19 protein-coding genes are annotated in these 22055 nt (G+C 70.9%); 7 read left to right on the top strand and 12 right to left on the bottom strand.

Annotated elements, in window-relative coordinates:
• Nucleotides 1–91: 91 nt before the first annotated feature.
• Both ACIRC0_RS31825 and ACIRC0_RS31820 read right to left on the bottom strand, forming a co-directional pair.
• Nucleotides 92–484, bottom strand: coding sequence for a nitroreductase/quinone reductase family protein (locus ACIRC0_RS31825; RefSeq protein ID WP_403623009.1), 393 nt, complete (start codon nucleotides 482–484; stop codon nucleotides 92–94).
• A 106-nt stretch (nucleotides 485–590) separates the two neighbouring features.
• Nucleotides 591–2117 (bottom strand): CehA/McbA family metallohydrolase, encoded by a 1527-nt coding sequence (locus ACIRC0_RS31820; protein ID WP_403623006.1) that lies wholly within the window; start codon nucleotides 2115–2117, stop codon nucleotides 591–593.
• A gap of 224 nt (nucleotides 2118–2341) precedes the next feature.
• On the opposite strand from ACIRC0_RS31820, the gene ACIRC0_RS31815 reads away from it, so the two are divergent.
• Nucleotides 2342–4930, top strand: a complete 2589-nt coding sequence (locus ACIRC0_RS31815; RefSeq protein WP_403623003.1) for a bifunctional FO biosynthesis protein CofGH — start codon at nucleotides 2342–2344, stop codon at nucleotides 4928–4930.
• A 43-nt stretch (nucleotides 4931–4973) separates the two neighbouring features.
• Here ACIRC0_RS31815 and ACIRC0_RS31810 read toward each other — a convergent pair whose 3' ends face one another.
• On the bottom strand, nucleotides 4974–5486 hold the full coding sequence (locus ACIRC0_RS31810) for a DUF2165 domain-containing protein (RefSeq protein ID WP_403623000.1): 513 nt from the start codon (nucleotides 5484–5486) through the stop codon (nucleotides 4974–4976).
• A 159-nt stretch (nucleotides 5487–5645) separates the two neighbouring features.
• Here ACIRC0_RS31810 and ACIRC0_RS31805 point away from each other — a divergent pair, with 159 nt between their 5' ends.
• Nucleotides 5646–6761: an ADP-ribosylglycohydrolase family protein gene (locus ACIRC0_RS31805; RefSeq protein WP_403622997.1), complete on the top strand. Its 1116-nt coding sequence runs from the start codon at nucleotides 5646–5648 to the stop codon at nucleotides 6759–6761.
• 81 nt (nucleotides 6762–6842) lie between these two features.
• Here ACIRC0_RS31805 and ACIRC0_RS31800 read toward each other — a convergent pair whose 3' ends face one another.
• Nucleotides 6843–8393, bottom strand: coding sequence for a sodium:solute symporter family protein (locus ACIRC0_RS31800; RefSeq protein ID WP_403622994.1), 1551 nt, complete (start codon nucleotides 8391–8393; stop codon nucleotides 6843–6845).
• A 190-nt stretch (nucleotides 8394–8583) separates the two neighbouring features.
• Nucleotides 8584–9369, bottom strand: a complete 786-nt coding sequence (locus ACIRC0_RS31795; protein WP_403622991.1) for an SDR family oxidoreductase — start codon at nucleotides 9367–9369, stop codon at nucleotides 8584–8586.
• A 97-nt stretch (nucleotides 9370–9466) separates the two neighbouring features.
• Between ACIRC0_RS31795 and ACIRC0_RS31790 the strand changes: the two genes are divergently transcribed.
• Nucleotides 9467–10324, top strand: coding sequence for a hypothetical protein (locus ACIRC0_RS31790; protein ID WP_403622988.1), 858 nt, complete (start codon nucleotides 9467–9469; stop codon nucleotides 10322–10324).
• 120 nt (nucleotides 10325–10444) lie between these two features.
• Here the strand turns inward: ACIRC0_RS31790 and ACIRC0_RS31785 are convergent, their stop codons facing one another.
• The 3 genes from ACIRC0_RS31785 to ACIRC0_RS31775 form a co-directional block, all read right to left on the bottom strand.
• Entirely contained in the window at nucleotides 10445–10633 is a 189-nt protein-coding gene (locus tag ACIRC0_RS31785) for a DUF397 domain-containing protein (RefSeq protein WP_366028963.1), read from the bottom strand.
• 226 nt (nucleotides 10634–10859) lie between these two features.
• A complete protein-coding gene (locus ACIRC0_RS31780; RefSeq protein WP_403622985.1) occupies nucleotides 10860–11717 on the bottom strand; it encodes a helix-turn-helix domain-containing protein in 858 nt (285 codons plus the stop codon).
• 429 nt (nucleotides 11718–12146) lie between these two features.
• Nucleotides 12147–12881: a GPP34 family phosphoprotein gene (locus ACIRC0_RS31775; protein ID WP_366028918.1), complete on the bottom strand. Its 735-nt coding sequence runs from the start codon at nucleotides 12879–12881 to the stop codon at nucleotides 12147–12149.
• Between the two features lie 198 nt (nucleotides 12882–13079).
• On the opposite strand from ACIRC0_RS31775, the gene ACIRC0_RS31770 reads away from it, so the two are divergent.
• Nucleotides 13080–15485, top strand: a complete 2406-nt coding sequence (locus ACIRC0_RS31770) for a D-alanyl-D-alanine carboxypeptidase (RefSeq protein ID WP_403622982.1) — start codon at nucleotides 13080–13082, stop codon at nucleotides 15483–15485.
• A gap of 189 nt (nucleotides 15486–15674) precedes the next feature.
• A complete protein-coding gene (locus tag ACIRC0_RS31765; RefSeq protein ID WP_403622978.1) occupies nucleotides 15675–17696 on the top strand; it encodes an MFS transporter in 2022 nt (673 codons plus the stop codon).
• A 114-nt stretch (nucleotides 17697–17810) separates the two neighbouring features.
• On the opposite strand, the gene ACIRC0_RS31760 is transcribed toward ACIRC0_RS31765, so the two are convergent.
• Nucleotides 17811–18323, bottom strand: a complete 513-nt coding sequence (locus tag ACIRC0_RS31760) for a glutathione peroxidase (protein ID WP_403622975.1) — start codon at nucleotides 18321–18323, stop codon at nucleotides 17811–17813.
• Between the two features lie 45 nt (nucleotides 18324–18368).
• Nucleotides 18369–19337 carry an ArsR/SmtB family transcription factor gene (locus ACIRC0_RS31755; RefSeq protein ID WP_403622972.1) on the bottom strand — a complete coding sequence of 323 codons (969 nt, stop codon included), beginning with the start codon at nucleotides 19335–19337 and terminating at the stop codon, nucleotides 18369–18371.
• A gap of 92 nt (nucleotides 19338–19429) precedes the next feature.
• Here ACIRC0_RS31755 and ACIRC0_RS31750 point away from each other — a divergent pair, with 92 nt between their 5' ends.
• On the top strand, nucleotides 19430–20665 hold the full coding sequence (locus ACIRC0_RS31750; RefSeq protein WP_403622969.1) for an MFS transporter: 1236 nt from the start codon (nucleotides 19430–19432) through the stop codon (nucleotides 20663–20665).
• Here ACIRC0_RS31750 and ACIRC0_RS31745 read toward each other — a convergent pair.
• Complete coding sequence (locus tag ACIRC0_RS31745) at nucleotides 20610–20768, bottom strand: DUF397 domain-containing protein (RefSeq protein WP_403622966.1); 159 nt, start codon at nucleotides 20766–20768, stop codon at nucleotides 20610–20612. The two genes, ACIRC0_RS31750 and ACIRC0_RS31745, sit on opposite strands and share 56 nt — an antisense overlap.
• A 48-nt stretch (nucleotides 20769–20816) precedes the next feature.
• Here ACIRC0_RS31745 and ACIRC0_RS31740 point away from each other — a divergent pair, with 48 nt between their 5' ends.
• Entirely contained in the window at nucleotides 20817–21299 is a 483-nt protein-coding gene (locus ACIRC0_RS31740; RefSeq protein WP_403622963.1) for a DUF1203 domain-containing protein, read from the top strand.
• Between the two features lie 15 nt (nucleotides 21300–21314).
• Here the strand turns inward: ACIRC0_RS31740 and ACIRC0_RS31735 are convergent, their stop codons facing one another.
• Nucleotides 21315–21986 (bottom strand): nucleotidyl transferase AbiEii/AbiGii toxin family protein, encoded by a 672-nt coding sequence (locus ACIRC0_RS31735; protein WP_403622960.1) that lies wholly within the window; start codon nucleotides 21984–21986, stop codon nucleotides 21315–21317.
• Nucleotides 21987–22055 lie beyond the last annotated feature (69 nt).

Genomic DNA, 22055 nt, shown 5'->3' with positions numbered 1-22055 from the left:
ACGTGCACACAGTCTCCAAACCAAGCGCCGGGAAGCAGCGAACGAAGAAGTCAACGAACCCACGACCCCGCCGCACAGGTTAAAGATCAAGCTAGCCGTCCAGGTCCACCCGTACCGTGAGCAACTGTGCCCCGAGGGCCCGTACCGCCATGCTGTTCATGCGCGGCAGTTGCTTCAGGCGGGCCCGGGGGTCGTCGTCCGGGAGCAGGTGGGCCGTGCCCGTGTGCCAGCGGCCCAGGATGCGCACCCGGACGCGTGGATTCGCCTGGATGTTGCGGACGTACTGGGACTTCTCGCCGTATTCCGACACCAGCCAGAAGGACTTCCCGACGCGGCGGCCGCCCACCGGGGTCTGGCGCGGCAGTCCGGACACGCGGCCCGTCGTCTCCAGGACCGTCTGGAGGGGCAGGCGGCGCAGCACCGGGTTCATCCGGCGCTGGAACGCCGTGACGGCACGGTACTTGCGGTCGACGAAGTCCGACATCGTCCCTCGCTCTCCTCGACGGCGGGACACTGCTGGGCACTCCGCGCAGTCTCGCAGACCGGGGACCGGGGCGCGCGGAGAACGGCCGCGCGCCCCGCGGGTGCCTCTACGCCCCGCCCAGGAAGATCGGGTTGGTGAACGCGCCCAGCGCCCCCGGCACCGGGCCCGCCGCCGCCTCGTGCCGCAGCTCGGCCCGGACGTAGGCCGCGTACGACGCTGTCGTACGCCATTCGGCCGTGCCCGAGCCGGTCACCGGCAGCGGGTCGCTCGTGAACAGCACGCCCTGGTCGGTGACGAAGCGGATCGTGCAGCGAGGGGCGCCCCGCACCTCCAGGCGGACCGTGACCGGGGTGTCGCGGTCCACCCGCAGCCGTTCGCCGATCCCCGCCTGCTCGCCGCGGCTGCCCGAGGCGGTGAAGGTCAGGGAGAGGTTCTTCGACTCGGCGACGTACGAGCGGCCCGCGCGGATGCCCTCCAGAACGGCCTCGCGGGTCAGGTCGTCGGCGAGGACCACCGTCTGCGGGCTGCCCACCGCGTCGGGGGTGCGGTGCGCGTCGCTGTTGCCCATCGCCGGCAGCCACCGGCCGTGCCCCTGACGGACCGACGCCACCAGCGTGTGGTCCCACTCCGCGAGCGCCACCTCGTCGTCCGGGGTGTAGGGGCCGTTCCACACCTCGACCGCGTCCACCTCGCCGAAGCCGAACTTCCAGCCGCAGCCCACGCAGGTGGCGTGCGGATGCGCCGGGACGACCAGGCCGCCCGCGCGGCGGATCTGCTGGGCGTAGCGCGCCCAGCGGTTGTCACGGGCCCGGTAGCGCCAGTCGATGAACGTGCCCGGGTCGGTGCCCAGCGCCACCACGTGGCCGTTGCGGGTCGTCACCTCCTCGCCCGTCATGATCAGCAGGTCGTCGCCCGCCTGGTCGGCCCAGTGGGCGTGCGAGGAGTGGGTGTTGTGGTCGGAGCTGTTGATGAAGTCCAGACCGGCCGCCCGGGCCAGTGCCGCGATCTCGGCGGGCGTGCGGCGGCCGTCGGAGTACCAGGAGTGCAGATGGCAGTCCCCGCGGTACCAGGCGCGGCCCCGGCCCTTGGCCCGGGACGGCGGGTACACGGGCTTCGGGGTCTCGCCCTGCGCGCCGTGGGTGAGCGTGATCGTGACCTCGTACGTCAGGCCCTGCGGCGCCACCGTGTACGGGCCCAGCACGATGTGCCAGGTGCCGGGGCGGATGCGGCCCGGGATGTAGCCGGGGGTCGCGTCGTCCGCGCGGACGAAGAACTCCCTGCGCGCGCCGCCGGACCAGCCGCGGAAGCCCTTGCCGCCCAGCTCGGTGCCGCGCTCGTCGAAGATGCCGATGTCCAGGCCGTTGCCCTGGGTGCCGGCCGGGACGGGCGGCTTGTCGTAGGTGTAGGCGACGTGGATCTCACGGACGCCCTCGGGGACGTCGACGGGCAGGTACACGAAGTCGGGGGAGCCGGTGGGCAGCGTGCCGCGCACCGTCCTCGTCTCCCGGTTGTCGGCCGCCTCGGCGGCGGGGCCCTCGGAGAAGCTCACGGTTCCCAACGTAAGCGCGGCGGCCGCACCCGTCACGAACAGTGCGCGTCTTCCCATGCCGGTGCCGTGGTCGTCCTCGCACATGCTGCTGCTCCCGATGTGTCGGATGACAGGGGTGGTGCAGGGATGGCGGACACCACTGTCGTGTTCACCCGTGAACTCCAGTGCACGGGAAGCCGATCGGCAGCCAGGGGTCGGCGTAACAGCGGATGGCCACGGCAACCGGTGACGCCCTGTAACGGGTGAACCGCCCCACCGACGCACGTACGCCCTGTATGACCTGATCAACGCATACGTATGCTCGAGGGATGACGACTTCCGCGACCTCCGGAACCGGCCCCACCGAGAACTCCATGCGTCGCGCCCTCAAACGCGCCCGAGACGGTGTCGCTCTCGACGTCACCGAAGCCGCGGTGCTGCTCCAGGCCCGCGGCGCGCACCTCGACGACCTCGCCGCGTCCGCCGCCCGGGTGCGCGACGCGGGCCTCGAGGCCGCCGGCCGGCCCGGCGTCATCACGTACTCGAAGAGCGTCTTCATCCCCCTGACCCGCCTGTGCCGCGACAAGTGCCACTACTGCACCTTCGTCACCGTGCCGGGCAAGCTGCGCCGCGCCGGGCACGGGATGTTCATGTCCCCGGACGAGGTCCTCGACATCGCCCGCAAGGGCGCCGCCCTGGGCTGCAAGGAAGCCCTGATCACCCTCGGCGACAAGCCGGAGGACCGCTGGCCCGAGGCGCGCGAGTGGCTGGACGCGCACGGCTACGACGACACGATCGCCTATGTACGGGCCATCTCCATCCGGATCCTGGAGGAGACGGGCCTGCTGCCGCACCTCAACCCCGGTGTGATGTCCTGGACCGACTTCCAGCGGCTCAAGCCGGTCGCCCCGTCGATGGGCATGATGCTGGAGACGACGGCGACCCGGCTGTGGTCGGAGCCGGGCGGCCCCCACTACGGCTCCCCCGACAAGGAACCGGCGGTCCGCCTGCGGGTGCTGGAGGACGCCGGCCGCTCCTCCGTCCCCTTCACCTCCGGTCTCCTCATCGGCATCGGCGAGACCTACGAGGAGCGCGCCGAGTCGCTGTTCGCGCTGCGGAAGGTGTCCCGCGCCTACCACGGCATCCAGGAGCTGATCATCCAGAACTTCCGCGCCAAGCCGGACACGGCGATGCGCGGGATGCCGGACGCCGAACTGGACGAGCTGGTCGCGGCGGTGGCCGTGGCCCGGCACATCATGGGCCCCTCCGCCTGTCTGCAGGCACCGCCGAACCTGGTCGACGGGGAGTACGAGCGGCTCATCGGCGCCGGCATCGACGACTGGGGCGGGGTGTCGCCGCTGACCATCGACCATGTGAACCCCGAGCGGCCCTGGCCGCAGATCGAGCGGCTGCGGGAGCGTTCCGCGGCGGCGGGCTTCGCCCTGCGGGAACGCCTGTGCGTGTACCCGGAGTTCGTCCGGCGCGGGGAGCCCTGGCTGGACCCGCGGCTGCGACCCCACGTGGCGGCGCTGGCGGACCCGGAGACGGGCCTGGCCCGTGAGGACGCGGTGGTCGAGGGACACCCCTGGCAGGAACCCGAGGAGGTGTTCGTCGCGGCCGGACGCACCGACCTGCACCGCACGATCGACAGCGACGGCCGTACGGGCGACCGGCGGGACGACTTCGACGAGGTGTACGGCGACTGGGAGGCGCTGCGGGAGGCGGCGGCGCCCGGTATGGCACCGCAGCGCATCGACGCCGACGTACGGGCGGCGCTGCGCACGGCCGCCGACGACCCGACGCGGCTCGACGACGACGAGGCGCTGGCGCTGCTGCACGCGGACGGCCCGGCGCTGGACGCGCTGTGCCGCATCGCGGACGACGTGCGCAGGTCGGCGGTCGGCGACGACGTGACGTACATCGTCACCCGGAACATCAACTTCACGAACGTCTGCTACACGGGCTGCCGTTTCTGCGCGTTCGCGCAGCGCCGCACGGACGCGGACGCCTACACGCTCTCCCTGGAGCAGGTCGCGGACCGCGCCCAGCAGGCCTGGGACGTGGGCGCGGTCGAGGTGTGCATGCAGGGCGGCATCCACCCGGACCTGCCCGGGACGGCGTACTTCGACATCGCGAAGGCGGTGAAGTCCCGCGTCCCCGGCATGCATGTGCACGCCTTCTCCCCGATGGAGGTGGTCAACGGGGCGACCCGCACCGGCATGTCGATTCGCGATTGGCTGACGGCGGCGAAGGAAGCGGGCCTGGACACGATCCCCGGCACCGCGGCGGAGATCCTGGACGACGAGGTGCGCTGGGTCCTGACGAAGGGCAAGCTGCCCACGGCGACCTGGATCGAGGTCGTCACGACGGCGCACGAACTGGGCATCCGCTCCTCGTCGACGATGATGTACGGCCACGTCGACCAGCCCCGCCACTGGCTGGGCCATCTGCGCACCCTCGCCGGCATCCAGCAACGGACAGGCGGCTTCACGGAGTTCGTCACCCTGCCCTTCATCCACACCAACGCCCCGGTGTACCTGGCCGGCATCTCCCGCCCCGGCCCGACGATGCGGGACAACCGCGCGGTCACGGCGATGGCGCGCCTCCTGCTGCACCCGCACATCCCGAACATCCAGACAAGCTGGGTCAAACTGGGTACGGAGGGTGCGGCGGAGATGCTCCGCTCCGGCGCGAACGACCTGGGCGGCACCCTGATGGAGGAGACGATCTCCCGCATGGCGGGCTCCTCCTACGGCTCGTACAAGTCGATCAGGGAACTGATCGCGGTCGCGGAGGCGGCGGGCCGCCCGGCGAGGCCCCGCACGACGGTCTACGGCGAGGTCCCGGAGGAGCGGCAGCGGGCGGCGGAGGCGTCCGACGGGCATCTGCCGGAGTTGCTGCCGGTGCTGGAGAACTGAGCGCCCCGGCACGTGACGTGCCGGGGGCCTCGCCGAGGACCGCTCAGCCCTCGTCCCGAGTCGCCCCCGGCAGGTGCGTCACCAGCAGCACCACCCCGGTCAGGACGATGACCCGGACGGCCGCGTCCAGGCCGTTCCAGGTCTTGGACTGCCACATCGCGAACCACTCGCCGCCTATCGCGACGAACCCGGCGCCGAAGAGCAGCAGGAGCATCAGCAGGCCGATGTCCGAGAACCACCGGGCGCGCGGGTGGTGGCGGGCCCACAGGCAGGTCGCGGCGATCAGGATCAGGGCGGCGGCCGTCTCCCAGGCGATGATCGCCACGTACGCGGCGTCCTCCCAGGCGTGCGAGGTGATGGCGCGCCACATCAGGTCGTCGTCCTTGAAGGTGGTGTCCATCGCGAGGACGTGCCGGACGAACTGCTGGTTGGTGCCGAAGTCGGTGATGTTCCCGAACGCGACGAGCGCGATGTAGAGGGCGATCGTGCCGGTGAGGAGGGTCGCGGCGAGGGGGAGCGCGGACCGGGTGTGGGGGCTTCTCGTTGTTTCGGCCATGATCCAACTATGGAGACGGCTTTCGGCCGCTCACAGAGGATTTTCGGGCGGTCACGGAAGTGTGGTGTGCATGACGTTCCGCAGCCATGAGCCGCGCGCTCCCGCTCGATTACAGTGCTGCGCGTCTGAGGTGCGTGCGGTGCCGTGAGGAGGCCTGGGGTGGGTGCGACAGCCGGTGCCGTCTGGGGGCGCGCCGAGCAGCAGGACTTCCGCAGCCGGGTGCGCGGCACGCTGCTCGGTGTGGCCGTCGCCGACGCCCTGGGCGCGCCGGTCGACGGGCTCACCCTGGAGGAGATCCGGCAGGCCCACGGGCCGCAGGGGCTGACGGACCTGGCGTTCGGGCACGGCCGGCGTGGCGCGATCACGCACCACACGCAGCTCACCCTGTTCTCCGTGGACGGGCTCATCCGCGCCCAGGTCCGCCGTGACACCGGCGCCTGGCATCCGCCGACCGATCTGCACCGGGCGTATCTGCGCTGGGCGGCCACCCAGCGGGACTGGGGTCCCGACGAGCGACGCAAGGAGGACGGCTGGCTGGCCCGCGAGGAGTGGCTGTACGCCCGGCGCTCGCCGGCCCGGGCCTGTCTGCTCGGCCTCGGCGACGACACGATGGGCACGCTGGACGCGCCGAAGAACCCCGGCGATCAGGGGCCCGAAGCCGCGGCGCGCTCCGCGCCGTTCGGGCTGCTCGTCGGGTGGGAGCCGCAACTGGTGCTGCAACTGGCGATCGAGTGCGCGGCGCAGACGCACGGGCACCCCACGGCGTACCTCGCGGCAGGCGCGTACGCCGTGATCCTGCACGCGCTGGCGCGCGGGGAGGGGCCCGACGCCGGCGTGCAGCGGGCCCTGGCACTGCTCGCCCCGCGGCCGGGGCAGCAGCAGGTCGCGGACGCCTTGCAGCACGCCCTGGGAGCGGTACGGCAGGGCATGCCGACGCCCGACCGGATCGAGGAACTGGCCGGGGACGGTACGGCGGCCGGGGTGCTGGCGGTCGCCGTGTACTGCACGGTGGTGGGGGAGGACGTCCGGCACGCGCTGTGCCTCGCCGTGAACCAGAGGGGTCCCTCAGGGGCGGCGGGAGCCCTGACCGGTGGCCTGCTGGGGGCGCTGCACGGCGAGACGGCCCTCCCGCCGGCCTGGCTGGCCGAGCTGGAGGGCCGTCCCACGATGCTGGTCCTGGCGGACGACTTCGCGATGGAGATGACGCAGGGCGCCGCGCTGCACAGCCCCACGGGGTCCGCGCCGGGGTGGCTGGAGCGGTACCCCCGGGCGTAGGGCACTGTTGCCCGGCCACCACCCAGGGGCTCCGCCTCCGGTACCCCCGTCGGGCGCGGCGTCCTCGTGCCGGTTGTGGCACTAGACCCCGGACGGGCTGGCGGTACCCGGAGTCGGCACCGCCAGCGTCGCCCCGTCGTCGTCGGTGTTGATCTTCTCGATGATCGCGTCCCGCTCGGGGGTGTCCTCCGGCTTCACCAGGCCGATCAGGACGTACAGGACCAGCGAGACCACCATCGGCAGGGCCACCTGGTACTCCAGCTTCACGTTCGTACGCTGGGAGAAGTCCAGGTTGTAGTTGACGAAGAAGAAGGCCAGCAGACCCGCCGCCCAGCTGACGAGCGCCGCCGTCGGGCCCGACCTACGGAACGGCCGCAGCAGGCCGAGGATGAACGGGATCGCGATCGGGCCCATCAGGCCGGCCACCCACTTGATGACGACCGTGATGATGTCCTTGAACGTGGGCGAGTTGACCTGCGTCGCCACCGCCATCGACAGGCCGAGGAACGCGACCGTCGTCACGCGGCCCGCGATCAGACCCGTCCGCGTGTTCCACGAGCGCGCCGCCTTCGACAGCACCGGTACCACGTCCCGCGTGAACACGGCCGCGATCGCGTTCGCGTCGGAGGAGCACATGGCCATCGTGTGCGAGAAGAAGCCCACGACGACCAGGCCCAGCAGCCCGTGCGGCAGCAGCTGTTCGGTCATCAGGCCGTACGCGTCCGAGCCGTCCGGCTTCTTCACGGTGACCAGGAGCGGGGAGAGCCACATCGGGATGAAGAGGATGACGGGCCAGACGAACCACAGGCCCGCCGACAGCAGAGCGGACCGGGTCGCCTCCTTGGCGCTGCCCGTCGCCATGTAGCGCTGGGCCTGGTTCCACATGCCGCCGTTGTACTCGAACAGCTTGATGAACAGGTAGGAGATGAAGAAGACCGTCATGTACGGGCCCGCGAACCCGTGCCCGTGACCGTCCAGCTTCGGCGAGTCCAGCGCCTTGGACAGACCGCCCTGCTCGGAGATCTTGTGCAGCGCGATGACGAGCATGGCCAGACCCGCCAGCAACTGGATGACGAACTGGCCCAGTTCGGTCAGCGCGTCCGCCCACAGACCGCCGATCGTGCAGTACACCGCCGTGATGCCACCGGTGATGATGATGCCCTGGGTGATCGTGACCCCGGTGAAGACGCTCAGCAGCGTGGCGATCGCCGCCCACTTCGCGCCCACGTCCACGATCTTCAGCAGGATGCCGGACCAGGCCAGCGCCTGCTGGGTGCGCACGTTGTAGCGGTCCTTCAGGTACTCCAGCGGCGAGGCCACGCGCAGCCGTGAGCGCAGCCGGTTCAGGCGCGGCGCGAACAGCTTGGCGCCGATCATTACGCCGATGGCGATGGGCAGGGCCCAGGTGACGTAGGAGGTGATGCCGTAGGTGTAGGCGATGCCGGCGTATCCCGTGAACATCACCGCGCTGTAGCCGGACATGTGGTGCGAGATGCCGGACAGCCACCACGGCATCCTGCCGCCCGCGGTGAAGAAGTCGCTGACGTCGTCCACGCGTTTGTGGGACCAGACGCCGATCGCGGTCATCACGCCGAAGTACGCGACCAGGACGGCCCAGTCGAACCCGTTCATGTGCCCCTCCCTCCCTGCCGAACTGCCCGCTCATGGTGGGTTCCGGCGCATGAGCACGACAACCGGCGTACTGGTCAAGGGAAGGTAAAATCGTTCTGTTGGCTGAGAGTCGTTCACGTACATGGCCAACGAGGGCTATTTCCGGCCGGGTGCGTACATGTCCGTTCAGGCCGTTGCTCGAAGCCGCGGGTCATCGCATCAGCTCACCCGCGTTCACCAGCAGGGACTGGCCCGTGATCGCGCGCGCCCGGTCGGAGGCCAGGAACACCACGGCGTCCGCCACGTCGCCGTCCGTGGCCAGGTCGGGCAGCGCCATGCGGTCGGTGAGGCGCTTTCTCACCTCCGCCTCCGGTACGCCCTCGGTGTGGGCGGTGAAGCGCACGTACGCCTCGACGGGCGGACCCCACATCCACCCGGGCAGGACCGTGTTGACCCGGATCCGGTACGGGCCGAGCTCCCGCGCCAGCGAGTACATCGCGCTGGTCAGCGCCCCCTTCGACGCCGCATACGCCGCCTGCCGCACCTGGGAGGGCGCGGCCACCGACGACTGGGTGCCGATGAAGACGACCGAGCCGCCGCACGTCCTGAGGCTCGGCAGGCACGCCCGCGTCATCCGCAGCGTCCCGAGCAGGTTCACGTCGATGACCGACTGCCAGGTGGCGAAATCCGCGTCCTGAAGGCCGCCGAAGCAGCTGTCCCAGGCCGCGACGTGGACCACCGCGTCGATCCTCCCGAACCGCTCCACCGCCAGTGCGGCGAGCGCCTCGCACTGCGCCTCGTCGGTGATGTCGGTCGCCCGGTACGCCGTGTGCGCTCCGTCCGGGTCGAGTGCTGTGGCGGTCTTCGCGAGGTGCGCCTCCGTACGCGCCCCGAGCACGGCGTTGCCGCCGTCGCGCACGACGGCCGCGGCAACCTGGTGGCCGAGTCCGGCGCCGACCCCCGACACGACGACGGTCCTGCCCTGGAGCAGCGACATGGGGACCCCTCCCGGCTCGGGCTCTGGCGGTTTAGCTGACGGAGCGTCAGAGTATGGGCGACCGGCCGAGGACGGAAGGGAAAAAGGGGGAAGCGGCATGAGGGAAGGCAGCGAGGGCGGCGAGGACACGCGCAGCGAGGTGTACGCGGAGCTGGCCGCCGTGGGGCCCTACGGCGTCCGCCCGGGCCATGCGCTGATCACCATGGTGGAACCGCACCCGGGGCACGAGTACGCCTACAACCGCTGGTACGAGGACGACCACTACTACGCCGGCGCCATGGCCATGCCGTGGATGTACGCCGGCCGCCGCTGGGTCGCCACCCGCGATCTCCAACTCCTGCGCTACCCCGAGAAGTCGGCGGTCGCGCAGCCGGTGACGGCGGGCTGCTATCTGTCGACGTACTGGATCACGGACGGCCGCTACGACGACCACATGCGCTGGACGGTCGCCATCAACAAGCGTCTCAACCGTGACGCACGCGTCTACCAGGACCGTACCCACGTCTTCACGGCGTTCCAGGACTACGAGACGACGGTGTACCGGGACGGCGCGGGCGGACCGCGCGATGTTCACGCGCTGGACCACCCGTACGCGGGCCTGGTCCTGCAGGTGGTCGACGCCGACGGCCCCGAGCAGCGCGCCGGCCTGCTGGAGTGGCTGCGCACCCGGCATCTGCCGCGGCGCCTGGCGGGCTCCCCGGCGGCCATGGTGACCGTCTTCCGCCCGACGCCGCTGCCGGGCGACCGAATGACCTATGTGAAGCAGGTGGAGGGTGTGGACACGCGCCTGACCCTGCTGTGGTTCCTGGAGGAGGATCCCGGGGAGTGCTGGGAGGAACACTTCACGGGACTGGACGGGGCGGTCACGGAAAGCGGGCTGGGCAGGGTGGAGTTGGTGGCCCCGTTCATTCCCACGGTGCCGGGGACGGACCGGTACGTGGATCGGCTCCGCTGAATCTTCTGAACGGGGGTGGCCGCGGAGGCGAACCGAGCCGCCGAAGAACGCAGCCCCCTCGGCCGGGACGGCGGGCCAGTCGAGAGGGCTCTGTCGTGGGCGTGGTGGGGCCGCTCGGCACTACTTGATCGACGCCACGAACGTGTTCCAGGCATCGGCGGGGAAGGCCAGGACGGGTCCTTGGGTGACCTTCGAGTCCCGCACGAACAGTGCCGAAGGAAGGGGCGACTTGACCTCGACGCAGGCGCCGTTTCCGGCCGAGTACGACGACTTGGTCCACGTTGCCGTGGCCCCCTGAAGAACAGCCATGTTCACTCCGGTAGCGAGTTGCTGAGTTGCTGTGACCGCGCCGCGGGCCCCTCACGGATTCCGCGATGCGAATCGCGCCAACTTGTTGACTGGTGGCGTGATCGACGCTACTCGGCAACATCCCTGTCCGGAGGAGCCGTTCACTCGACCGGGTGGCATATTCCAGTGGGTTCTTACGCCCGGATTATCCACGGGTGTAGGATCCGCCACTCGCTGGCCGGCGGGCTCAGGAGGCGTAGCTCTTGGCCGCGTCCTCGATGAACTTGCGGGACTGCTCCACATTCAGGGCCTGCGCCCGCAGGTGCTCGTACATCACGGCGTACTTCTGCACGTCCTGCGCCTTCTCCAGGTACAGGTCGCTGGTGACGCCCTCGAGGTACACCACGCTCGAGTCGGCCGCGTCGGCGAACTCCAGGATCGCGTACTGGCCGTTGAGACCGGGATGCGCCCCCACCTCGAACGGCAGCACCTGCACGGTGACGTGCGGCAGCCGGGACATCTCCGCCAGGTGCTCCAACTGCTCCCGCATGACCAGGTTGTCGCCCACTTGCCGGCGCAGCGCCGCCTCGTCCAGCACCACCCACAGGCGCAGCGGGTTGTTCTCGGCGGAGATACGTTCCTGGCGGCGCATCCGCACCTGGACGCGCTTCTCGATGTCGGCCGGCGACGTCTCGGGCAGCGCGCCCTGGATGAGCGCCTCGGCGTACGCACGGGTCTGCAGCAGGCCGGTGATGATCTGCGGTTCGTAGACGCGCAGCGACTCCGCGTCGGTCTCCAGGCCGATGTAGACGCTGTAGGGGATGTCCCCGAACGCGTGCCACCAGCCCTGCTGGCGGGAGTCACGGGCCATCTCCATCAGCGATTCGACGACACGCTGGTCCTCGACCTCGTAGACTCCGCACAGGTCCCGGACGTCACGCGGGCTGATGCTGCGGCGGCCGTTCTCCAGGCGGCTGATCTTCGACTGTGACACCAGCAGCCGCTCGGCCACCTCTTCGGCGGTCATGCCCTTGAGTTCCCGGAGCCGGCGCAGTTCCTGGCCCAGCCGGCGTCGCCGGACGGTGGGATTGACATTCGACGCCACGTACGTGCACCTCCGGCTGCGTGCCTCTACTTTGCGTATCTGCTGCTGAGCAGATTGCCACCAAGGTGCTTCCTACCGCTGGGAAACCGCGGATATGCGGCGACCACGCCTTCCTTGGGCGGCCGTTGGCCCGAAGTGGGGCCCACGGCACCCCGGATATCGAACAGTTCGGCGCCCCTCGCACGGAATCCCGTACGCACCGAGCCCCTTACCGCACGAGGGGAGTACGCATGCGGCCGCGCGGGGCGGTGAGTCCGTGTCGTCGCGAAGGACGTACGGTCTCACCACCCCGCGCGGCCGGGCGGCTCCCGAACGGGTCTCGGGACTGCTGGCGGGCGCCGCACACTGCGCTCCCGCTGTCCTGCCGTACCGATTCCGCTGGTTCGGCAGGGGACGTGCCGTGGTGCTGCCGGACTGTGGCGCTTCGGCTCAGTGGGCCACGACGCGCGCCATGGATCCGTGGCGCGGCTGCATCGGAACACCGCGTGCGGGTTCCGCCGCGGACCTGGCGCCGGCGGCCGGGTTGCGGCGCGGCTGAGCGCCCACGCCGTTCTGGACGTCCATCACGGCGTGCGCCACGAGGCCGCCCATGGGGTCGTGCCTGATCAGATCCCGCAGCCGGGAACGGGACGAGCGGCCCTCGTTGCCCGGATACAGGTGCTTGCCGAGACCGACCGCGTGGGCCAGTGCGGCGAGCGCCGCGGTCCGCGGGTCCGGCGGAACGCCGGTACGGATCGCGGAATCCAGCCGGGACCTGATCTCCCGGCTGATGGCCGTGTCAGTCGCCTGGTAGCGAGTCGTCGGCAGCACCCCGCACATCTGGCCTGGCACGGCCTGGACCATGCCGCACCGCTCCAGATGCGAGAGGTAGATCTGGCGGAGCCCGAGACGGGGCCCGCCGATCCAGTGGACGGCCCGCACGGGAGCGCCACGCCTGCGCAGCAACTCCAACGCGCTGTCCAAAGTCGGATCTCCAGTCGGCCGTGGTACCACCACGGCGATACGATCCCCGTCTGGGGCTATCCGTCCGGCCAGCGCCAGCTCCACTAGCTGTGCTCCGGCCAGACCGAGGTCGAGCGACTGCGGCTGTGCAGTGGTACCCGTGGCCGGGTCCAGTGCCAGCAGCAGAAGCTCCTCCGGAAGTGTTCTGCGGCTCCTGCCCATCCATGCCTCCCCGCGTGGATGAGAGACAGGGTGACCCCTCTCACATTGGTCTGTCGAGGGTGCGTGACCGGAATGTAGTGGAACCGGTAGGTATGTCGTTCTCGTCTAGCCCAGGGGTCAATCTCTCACACAGGACACTGGTACATGGTTCGGGCAGCGGTGTCCGGGCGGCGGTTCACGGTTGGGCAAGGGGCGCACGTGGGTGCGCGGCGCACGGAGGAGGCATCGGTGGCGGGCGAGTCCCCCGACAGGTCGAAGCAGCAGGGGTCGTCGGCGGAAACGACGTCGGGGAGCGGGGCTCCGGTTCCGGGGCCGGCCAAGGCCGGACGCGACCCGAGGCTCGCGCTGACCGGCGAGAAGGTGCGGGTCGACCAGGCTACGACGGTGCTCTCGACCAAGTCGCTGCGTGGCGGCTCCGCCGGTACGGCTGTTGAGGAGGCCGAGGAGGACGCGGGCCCTGTGGACACGGCGGACTCCGGTGCCGACGGGGTCGACAGCGAGGCGCGGGAGCGTGCGTCGCTGGCTTCGTGGGTACGGAGCGCTGAGGAGGACGAGGCCGAGGAGAGGGCCGAGGCGGAGCCTGCGGAGCCTGAGGAGGAGTCGCCGGAGGAGCCGGAGAGCGGGTCTTCCGACGCCGACGCCTCCGAAGCGGAGCCGGAGACCCAGGCTGCCTCCGAAGCGGAGCCGGAGGCCGAGGACGCCTCCGAATCGGGCGACGACGCGGACACCGACACGGACACCGGCACTGACGACACCGACGCCGAGTCTGCGACCTCCGTAGCCGAGAACGAGCCCGAAGCCTCTCCCAAGTCCGAAGAGAAGTCGGCAAAGCAGGCAGAGCAGGAAAAGCAGCAGAGCGAGGAAAAGACGGAAGAAGAGGGCAAAGGGGAAGAAGGCGACGAGTCGGAAGGAGAGGACGACTCCGACTCCGACTCCGGCGACAAGAAGGACTCCGAACCCCCTGTAGACCAGCCCACCGCCGTCTTCAAGGCCGTGCGGCCGCCCGCCGTCGACCAGCCCACCACCATGCTGAAGGTGGGTGACGCCAAGTCCTCCGACAAGTCCGGCCCCTCTTGGGCGGACAAGTCGGACAAGCCCGAGTCCGATGCCGAACGCACCAGCAGGTTCGTCCCGTTGAAGTCGCTGGACGAGCCCCGGCCCACCCCGGCCGAGCGTCCGCAGGCCAAGCCCACGCAGGCCAAGCCCACGCAGTCGGCGTCCACGGAGTCGAAGCCCGCCGCGGGTCCCGCCGACGCGACCACCGCCATGCCCCAGGTCGGCCCCGAGCGCACCGCCCAGCAGCCGATCCCGCCCAAGCCGCCGCTGGATCTGCTCGCTGAGCTGACGAACACCCCGCCGCCCCCGGAGACCCCGGTCCGCACCGTGCTGCGGCGCATCAAGATCTGGTCGCCGCTGGTCGTGCTGCTGGTGATCATCTTTGCGATCGTGCAGGCTGTCCGCCCGCTGCCGACCCCGACCCTCGCACTGACGGCCGACGCGACGTACACCTTCAAGGGCGGGAAGCTCGACCTGCCCTGGCCGGGCCAGGGCCAGTCGGCCATAGAGGTCGAAGGCGTCGGCATGATCGGCACCGAAGGGCAGCAGAGCCCGAAGCCGATCGCGAGCGTCGCCAAGATCATGACGGCGTACGTCACGCTCCAGGAGCACCCGCTCAAGGGGAACCAGGGCGGCCCGACCATCACCGCCGACCAGCAGGCGGAGGACGACTCGAAGAAGGAGGACGAGTCGACGGCGGCCATGAAGAAGGGCCAGAAGTTCTCCGAGCGGCAGATGCTGCAGATGCTGATGATCCCGTCGGGGAACAACGTCGCGCGGCTGCTGGCCCGATGGGACTCCGACAACAACACCTTCGTCGGCAAGATGAACGCCGCCGCGAAGAAGCTCGGCATGACCCACACCACGTACACGGACCCGAGCGGCCTGGACAAGACGACCGTGAGCACGGCCGTCGACCAGCTGAAGCTGGCCGAGGCCGTCATGCAGAACGAGGTGTTCCGCAGCATCGTCGGGATGGCCAAGGCGGACATCCCCGGCCTGGACAAGCCGATATACAACAACAACGACCTGCTGGTGAGGCAGGTCGGCGTGATCGGCCTGAAGACCGGCTCCTCCACCCCGGCCGGCGGCAACCTGGTGTGGGCGGCGACGAAGGTGGTCGACGGCAGGACGCGGACGATCTACGGCGCCGTCCTCAACCAGGACGCCCACACCGGCCGTGTCTGGGACAGCCTGCAACTCGCGCTGACCAACAGCCAGAAGCTCATCGACACCATCCAGCAGAGCCTGACCACCGCCACCGTGGTGAAGAAGGGCGACGTCGTCGGATACCTGGACGACCAGCTCGGCGGGAGGACGCCGGTGGTCGCCACCGAGACCCTGACGGCGGTCGGCTGGCCGGGTCTGAAGACGAAGCTGTCGATCGGTGACGACGGCACGGCGCCTCCGCACGAGGCGAAGGCCGGCAAGGTCGTCGGCGAGCTCACGGTCGGCGATGGCTCCAGCCACGCGGTGAAGGTCCCGGTGGCTCTCCAGAAGGACCTCGCCGAGCCGGGCTTCACCGACAAGCTGACCCGTCTGGGCTGAACCGGGCGCACCCGCACACAGTGGCACCCCGCAGCACCCCGCCGCGGCCCCACCCCGGGGCCCCGCGGCGGGGTGCGTGCTAGCGTCACGAATCGGGACAGGTCGCCGGTCGCGGAGACGCGGCCGTGAAGCGGGAGCGAACGGGACGCGGCCGAGAACGGAAAGACAGGACACGGGGAGTGCCTTCAGGTGGCCACAGCGGAGCCGACACACGCCGACGACGCCGGCCGGGAACATCACCCGGACGGATCAGCTAGACCGCGAATACCGCTGGGCGCACCCACCCCTGACCCGCCGGTCCGACCGGCCCCTCAGGCCCCGGTCCACCAGACCCCGGTCCCGACCCCGACGGCCCCGGTCCCGACCCCGGCGCCGCCGGTTCCCGCAGCCCCGGCCACCGACGCCGAACCTCCCGCCCAGGACGCCCCGAAGGCCCCGGGGCGCCTCCGTGCCCTGGCCGCCCGTCTGGGCTCCTCCCGCGCGGCCGACCTGGCCCGTCGCCATCCCGCCCTCGCCGCCACGGCCCTCGCCGGAGTGCTGCACCTCATCTGGTTCTTCACCTTCGCGAACAGTGGTGGGGATCTCGCGGCGCAGGACGCGTGGGCGGAGTTCGTCGGCCGGCACCCCGACTCGGCGTACAACCTCGCCTGGTACGGGGGCATGCACCCGGTGTCGTACAGCGTCGTGTCGCCGTATCTGATGTCGGTCCTCGGCGTCCGTACGACGATGATGATCGCCGGGACGGCCTCGGCCGGCCTGCTGACGCTGATCCTCATCCGCAGCCGTGCCGTCCGCGAGCCGCGGTGGCCGGCCCTCGCCGGGGTGTTCGGACTCCTCTGCAACGCCATCTCGGGCCGCGTCACATTCGGTCTCGGCATGGTGTTCGCGCTGGGCGCGACCGCGGCCGTGTTCTGCTGGCCGTACCGCCTGCGTCACAAACGCTGGGCGAAGGCGCTGTCCGCGGCGTCGCTGGCCGCGCTGGCCACGATGTCCTCCCCGGTGGCGGGCCTGTTCGTGGGCCTGGTCGCGGTGGCGCTGTTCCTGCAGAAGCGCCGCCCCGGTGCGTGGGCGCTGGGCCTGGCCCCCGCGGCCGTGGTGGCCCTGTCCGCGTGGCTGTTCCCGTTCTCCGGCACACAACCGATGACCTGGGCGTCCACGATCCTGCCCTTCCTCTTCGCGGTCCTGGTACGGGTCGTGGTGCCCGAGGAGTGGAAGACGGTACGGATCACGGCGGCGGTGTACGCGCTGTCCGTCCTGCTCGTCTGGCTGATCAGCTCCCAGATCGGTTCCAACATCACACGCCTGGCGATGCTGTTCGCGGGGGTGGCGCTGGTCGCGGCGCTGCCGTTCACGGTGCCGCGCAGCCGGAAGTGGTACGCCACCGTGGTGGCGCTCACCGGCTTCGTCGTCTGGATCGGTGTCAAGACGGTGGACGACATCATCCACACCACACCGGCGGCGTCCTGGGCGCACGAGCTGGCGCCGCTGGTCCACCAGCTCCAGGTGGTCGGCGCGGAGAGGGGCCGCGTGGAGGTGGTCCCGGCGCGCTCGCACCGCGAGGCCTCCGCGCTGGCGCCGTACGTCAACCTGGCCCGCGGCTGGAACCGCCAGGCCGACATGGAACGCAACCCGCTCTTCTACGACGACACGCTCAACTCCGCGAACTACCACGCCTGGCTGCAGCGCTGGGCCGTGCACTACGTGGTGCTGCCGAAGGGCGAGCCGGACGGCGACGGCGGCGAACGCGAACGTGAGCTCGTGCAGCGCGGCATGCCGTACCTGAGGCAGATCTGGGGCGACGCCAACTGGCAGCTGTTCGCGGTGACGGACCCGACCCCGCTGGCGGATCCACCGGCGGTGGTCGACCGGGCGGAGCAGGGCGAGTTGACGATCCAGGTGAAGAAGGCGGGCCGCGTCCTCATCCGCGTCCCCTACTCGCCATGGCTGGGTCTGGTCGACACCCAGGGCAAGGGCGTGAAGCCCCCGCAGGAGACGGAAGCCTCCAAGCACCGCGCCAAGGGCACCCCGAAGACGTACGACAACGTCAACGGCTGCCTGATGGAAGCCCCCGAGGACATCTGGGGCGACAAGTGGACAGAACTCCTGGCCCCCCGCCCGGGCACCTACCGCCTGGGGGCGCCGTATCAGCTACCCCGGGGGACCGCGTGCCCGGAGGAGCTGAAGGACAACGCCCAGTCGTCCGGCGGCTGAGGGCGAGCCCGCCGACGGGTGCGTGTGCCTGCGTCACCGGGCGCCGTTCGCCCGGTGACGCAGGACACTCGTCCCTGCCCCGGGGCAAGGCCAAACCGGACTCCGTGCCCCGGCCTACGCGAGCTGCCCCTCGATGGCCGCCACGACCTCGGCCGCCTCCGGCTCCGTCTGCGGCGAGAAGCGGGCGACGACCTTGCCGTCCTTCCCGATCAGGAACTTCTCGAAGTTCCAGCGGATGTCCCCGCTGTGCCCCTCGGCATCCGCGTGGCCGACCAGGCGCTCGTACAGCGGATGCCGTCCCTCCCCGTTCACCTCGATCTTCTCCGTCATCGGGAAGGTCACGCCGTACGTCGCCGAGCAGAACTCCGCGATCTCTCCGGCAGTGCCGGGCTCCTGCCCGAGGAACTGGTTGCAGGGCACCCCGAGCACGGTGAAGCCCAGCGGCGCGTACCGCTCCTGCAGCCGCTCCAGACCCGCGTACTGCGGCGTCAGCCCGCACTTGGAGGCCACGTTCACCACGAGGACGGCCTTGCCCGCGTACTGGGACAGGTCCGCGGAACCGCCCTGCAGCCCACCGATCTCGACATCGAGGACAGAGGCACCCGCACTGTTGTCAGTAGTCGTCATGGGCGGATGCTAACTCCGCCGCCCCGCCACCAGGTGATGCGCCCGTCACGCCCGCTGCGCTGTGACGAGCACCTCACCGGCGGCCGTACGCGAATACAGCACCGAGCGTCCCGCACGCCGCCGCTCCACCAGCCGCCCGTCCAGCAGCACCTTGAGGTGGCGCCCGACCGAGCCGAGCCCCTGCCCGGTCACGGCGACCAGCTGGCTGGTGCTCATCGGGGAGTCCAGCAGCACGAGCACCCGGGCCCGGGCGGGTCCGAGCAGCGCGCCGAGACTCTCCGGGACCATCGTGCGCGTCCCGTCCGCCAGCACGCCCGCGCAAGGGTAGACGAGGGCGTACCGGTCGGGTTCCTCCCAGGACACCCAGCCGGCCCGCTGCGGGGTGACGGGGACGAAGACGAGCTGGGCGCCGGAGATCTCGCGCGGCGGGTACTCGTGGAGGTTGACCTGGAGCCGGTTCCCGCCGAGCCAGCGGGTCCGGCCCGGCCGCAGGGTGTCCAGCGCGGCCGCCCAGCCGCCCCGGCTCAGCTGCGCGGTCCGGGCGACGACATCGGCCTCGAGGACGCGCCGCCGCCGGTCCCAGTACGGCCGTACGGTCTGCGTCCACACGTAGGTGAGCAGGCCTGCCGCTCGTTCGGGCAGGTCGTCGCGGTTGAGGGCGGCGGGGAGCGGTCCGCGCAGGGACACGGTCAGGTGGGCCCGGGCGTCGGCGGGGGAGGCGGAGCGGACGCGCTCCACGCCCTCCTCGAAGGTCTCCCCGTCCCTGGGCGTGGGTGTGAGGAAGTCGGCGATCCACTCCGGGCCGAGCCCGCTGCGGACGAGCAGCCCGGTGACGGGATCGGCGGCCAGTCGCGCCCGGTACGCGGGGAGGTGGGCGTCCAGCCAGGAGCGTTCCCCGGGGTGGGAGGCGGTACCGGCGTGCAGCAGCTTCAGAGCGGCGAACGCCTCGGCGAGCGGCGAGAGCAGGAACCGGCTGCCGGCGAGGGTGTCGGCGCTGACGTACCAGAGGCCCATGGGCGCCTTCACACTCGGGGTCGGCGGACGGGACGTTTCGCACGCACGCGAAACAATAACGACCACCCCGGACCGCTGCCCACACTCCCCGCATGCGCAGCTATGCCGACCTCTTCCGCACACGGGAGTTCACCCCGCTGTTCCTGTCCTCCGCCTTCCAGACGGCCGCCTCGACGCTCGGCGGCCTGGCGCTCGGCACGCTGGTCTACCGGGCCACCGACTCGCCCCTGCTGTCCGCGGTGAGCATGTTCGGCCCGCAACTCGCCCAGGTCGTGGGCGCGACGACCCTGCTGTCGGCGGCCGACCGGCTGCCCCCGCGCGCGACGACGGCGGGCATCGCGAGCGCCTTCGCGGTCGGCACGGCGGCGATGGCGACGCCCGGGCTGCCGGTGGGGGCGATCTTCGCGCTGATCCTCCTCCTCGGGCTGATCCAGTCGCTCGGCGGCGGAGTCCGCTGGGGCCTGCTCAACGAGATCCTCTCCAAGGACGGCTATCTACTGGGCCGTTCGGCCTTCAACGTGGTGAACGGCCTGATGCAGATCTCCGGTTACGCGGCGGGCGGCCTCCTGCTGGCGGTGCTGTCCCCGCGGACGACGCTGCTGACGGCGTCCGCGCTGTACCTTGCGGCGGCTGCGACGGCCCGCTTCGGCCTGACCCGCCGGGCGCCGCGCGCCTCTGGCCGCCCCTCCGTCGCGCGGACCTGGCGCACGAACGCCCTGCTGTGGTCGTCATCGGAGCGCCGTACGACCTACCTCCTGCTGTGGATCCCCAACGGCCTGGTCGTGGGCTGCGAATCGCTCTACGTCTCCTACGCACCGGACCACGCGGGAGCCCTGTTCGCGTGCGCGGCGTTCGGCATGTTCGTCGGCGACGTGACGGCGGGCCGCCTGCTCCCGCCCGCACTGCGCCGCCGCCTCGGCATCCCGTTCCTGCTGCTCCTCGCCTCCCCGTACCTGCTGTTCGCCCTGCACCCCTCGGTGCCGGTGGCGGCGGCCTGCGCGGCCCTGGCGTCGGTCGGCTTCGCCGCGAGCCTGGTCCAGCAGGAGCACCTGATGACCCTGACCCCACCGGACCTGAGCGGCCACGCCCTCGGCCTGCACTCGGCGGGCATGCTCACGATGCAGGGGGTGAGCGCCACGCTGGCGGGCACGGTGGCTCAACTGACGTCATCGGGCCCGGCGATGACGCTGATGGCGACGGCGTCCCTGACGGTGACGCTGACCCTGGCGACGACCCACCGCCGTCGGCCCGTTCCCGCACCGGAGCCCGAGGTCAGCCCCGACGCGCGAGAACGAGGAAGCCGGCCCAGGAGTCTCGGGGGACGGTGAGGGTGGGGCCTGCGGTTTGCTTGGAGTCGCGGATGTGGAGGGCGTGGGGGGTGGGGGCGATCTCGAGGCAGTTCCCACCTTGCTCGGTGCTGGTGTACGCCATGGCGGATACCTGCCGGCGTGAAGCGCACGGAACCGAGAGTCTGGATGCGTGACTGTGACATCGTCCGCGGCATTCCGCATCCATCCGATTCCCGCTGAGGCACTGGACAACGTCCGCGCCGGCGGCGTCGACGCGTTGGGCAATCCTGCCGAGCGCATCACCGCTGAGGGAGGGGAGCCGCTCCGATGCTGTCTGCGCGACGCCAGGCCGGGTGAGAAGCTGCTGCTCTTCGGGCACCAGCCGCCGCTTCCGGCCAGTCCCTACCGCGAGATCGGGGCCGTACTCGCCCATGCCGAACCCTGCGCGGGCCCGGCCGACGTCACCGGCTACCCGCCGGATTGGCGCGGGCGCCCGCAGGTGCTGCGGGCGTACGACGAGCGCGGACGGATCCACGACGCGACCACCGTGCACGACGGCCGGCACCCTGAAAAGGTGATCGCTGAACTGCTCGCCGAGCCGGACGTCGTGCAGATCCACAGCCGTAATGTCGCCTGGGGCTGCTACATGTTCACCATCACCCGTCCTGAATGAGGTCGGGGTCTCGCGTCACTCCTCCTCGGGCGGCTCGCCTTCCACCAGCCGTTCCGCGATGTCGTCCGCCCATTGCTGGGCCCAGCGGTGGAGTTCGGTGATCGCGGCCTCGTCCAGGCCGTAGGCCGCGAACTGCGAGTCGTCGAGCCACTCCGCGCCGGTCAGACGGGCCTGCAGATCCGTGAGGTCGAAGGTGTCACCGGCGTGGCGGCGGGCCAGTTCCTCTAGTTCGGGGTGGCTGAAGCGGTCGGAGGCGGCGTGGACGTCGATGAGGTCGCGGGCGAAGCCGCGGTCGGCGAGGGCCCGTACCTTCATCCCGACGACGTCTTCGAGGGAGACGGTCAGGCCCAGTTCGGTGACGACCGGCGGATGCCAGAGCGCTTCCTTCAGCACCTGCAGCTCGCACTCCTCTCCGGTGGAGGGCTCGGTGACGCCCAGCCGCGCGGCGAGGGGGTCCGTCCCCAGTGGGCGTACGGCCCAGCCTCGTTCCTCCAGACCGGCCCTGACGGCGGATGCGATCTCCTCCATCGGGACGGCGCTCTCCGTGGCGACGTCAACGTCGCGGCTGGGCCGGTCCACCAGCCCGTGCGCCCGTACCGCGTCCCCACCGGCGAGTGCCAGGGCGTACGGCGCACCGACGGCGAGGACGTCGGCCAGGAGCCGTCGATGCGGTTCAGCGAGCTTCACGCAGCCTCAACCAGGGGCAGTCGGGGGAGGGTACGCCCCGATTATGTCCGTCATTCCAGCCGGGAGCGC

Source organism: Streptomyces sp. NPDC093984, from assembly GCF_044764595.1.
Lineage (GTDB): Bacteria > Actinomycetota > Actinomycetes > Streptomycetales > Streptomycetaceae > Streptomyces > Streptomyces cynarae.
The sequence above is the reverse complement of the archived record's forward strand: the minus strand, read 5'-3'. Positions and strand labels throughout refer to the sequence as shown.

Excerpts from the sequence above, each read along its gene's own strand:
- ACIRC0_RS31825 (WP_403623009.1), bottom strand. The coding sequence starts at position 484 with ATGTCGGACTTCGTCGACCGCAAGTACCGTGCCGTCACGGCGTTCCAG.
- ACIRC0_RS31820 (WP_403623006.1), bottom strand. The coding sequence starts at position 2,117 with ATGTGCGAGGACGACCACGGCACCGGCATGGGAAGACGCGCACTGTTC.
- ACIRC0_RS31815 (WP_403623003.1), top strand. The coding sequence starts at position 2,342 with ATGACGACTTCCGCGACCTCCGGAACCGGCCCCACCGAGAACTCCATG.
- ACIRC0_RS31810 (WP_403623000.1), bottom strand. The coding sequence starts at position 5,486 with ATGGCCGAAACAACGAGAAGCCCCCACACCCGGTCCGCGCTCCCCCTC.
- ACIRC0_RS31800 (WP_403622994.1), bottom strand. The coding sequence starts at position 8,393 with ATGAACGGGTTCGACTGGGCCGTCCTGGTCGCGTACTTCGGCGTGATG.
- ACIRC0_RS31795 (WP_403622991.1), bottom strand. The coding sequence starts at position 9,369 with ATGTCGCTGCTCCAGGGCAGGACCGTCGTCGTGTCGGGGGTCGGCGCC.
- ACIRC0_RS31790 (WP_403622988.1), top strand. The coding sequence starts at position 9,467 with ATGAGGGAAGGCAGCGAGGGCGGCGAGGACACGCGCAGCGAGGTGTAC.
- ACIRC0_RS31785 (WP_366028963.1), bottom strand. The coding sequence starts at position 10,633 with ATGGCTGTTCTTCAGGGGGCCACGGCAACGTGGACCAAGTCGTCGTAC.
- ACIRC0_RS31775 (WP_366028918.1), bottom strand. The coding sequence starts at position 12,881 with ATGGGCAGGAGCCGCAGAACACTTCCGGAGGAGCTTCTGCTGCTGGCA.
- ACIRC0_RS31760 (WP_403622975.1), bottom strand. The coding sequence starts at position 18,323 with ATGACGACTACTGACAACAGTGCGGGTGCCTCTGTCCTCGATGTCGAG.
- ACIRC0_RS31755 (WP_403622972.1), bottom strand. The coding sequence starts at position 19,337 with ATGGGCCTCTGGTACGTCAGCGCCGACACCCTCGCCGGCAGCCGGTTC.
- ACIRC0_RS31750 (WP_403622969.1), top strand. The coding sequence starts at position 19,430 with ATGCGCAGCTATGCCGACCTCTTCCGCACACGGGAGTTCACCCCGCTG.
- ACIRC0_RS31745 (WP_403622966.1), bottom strand. The coding sequence starts at position 20,768 with ATGGCGTACACCAGCACCGAGCAAGGTGGGAACTGCCTCGAGATCGCC.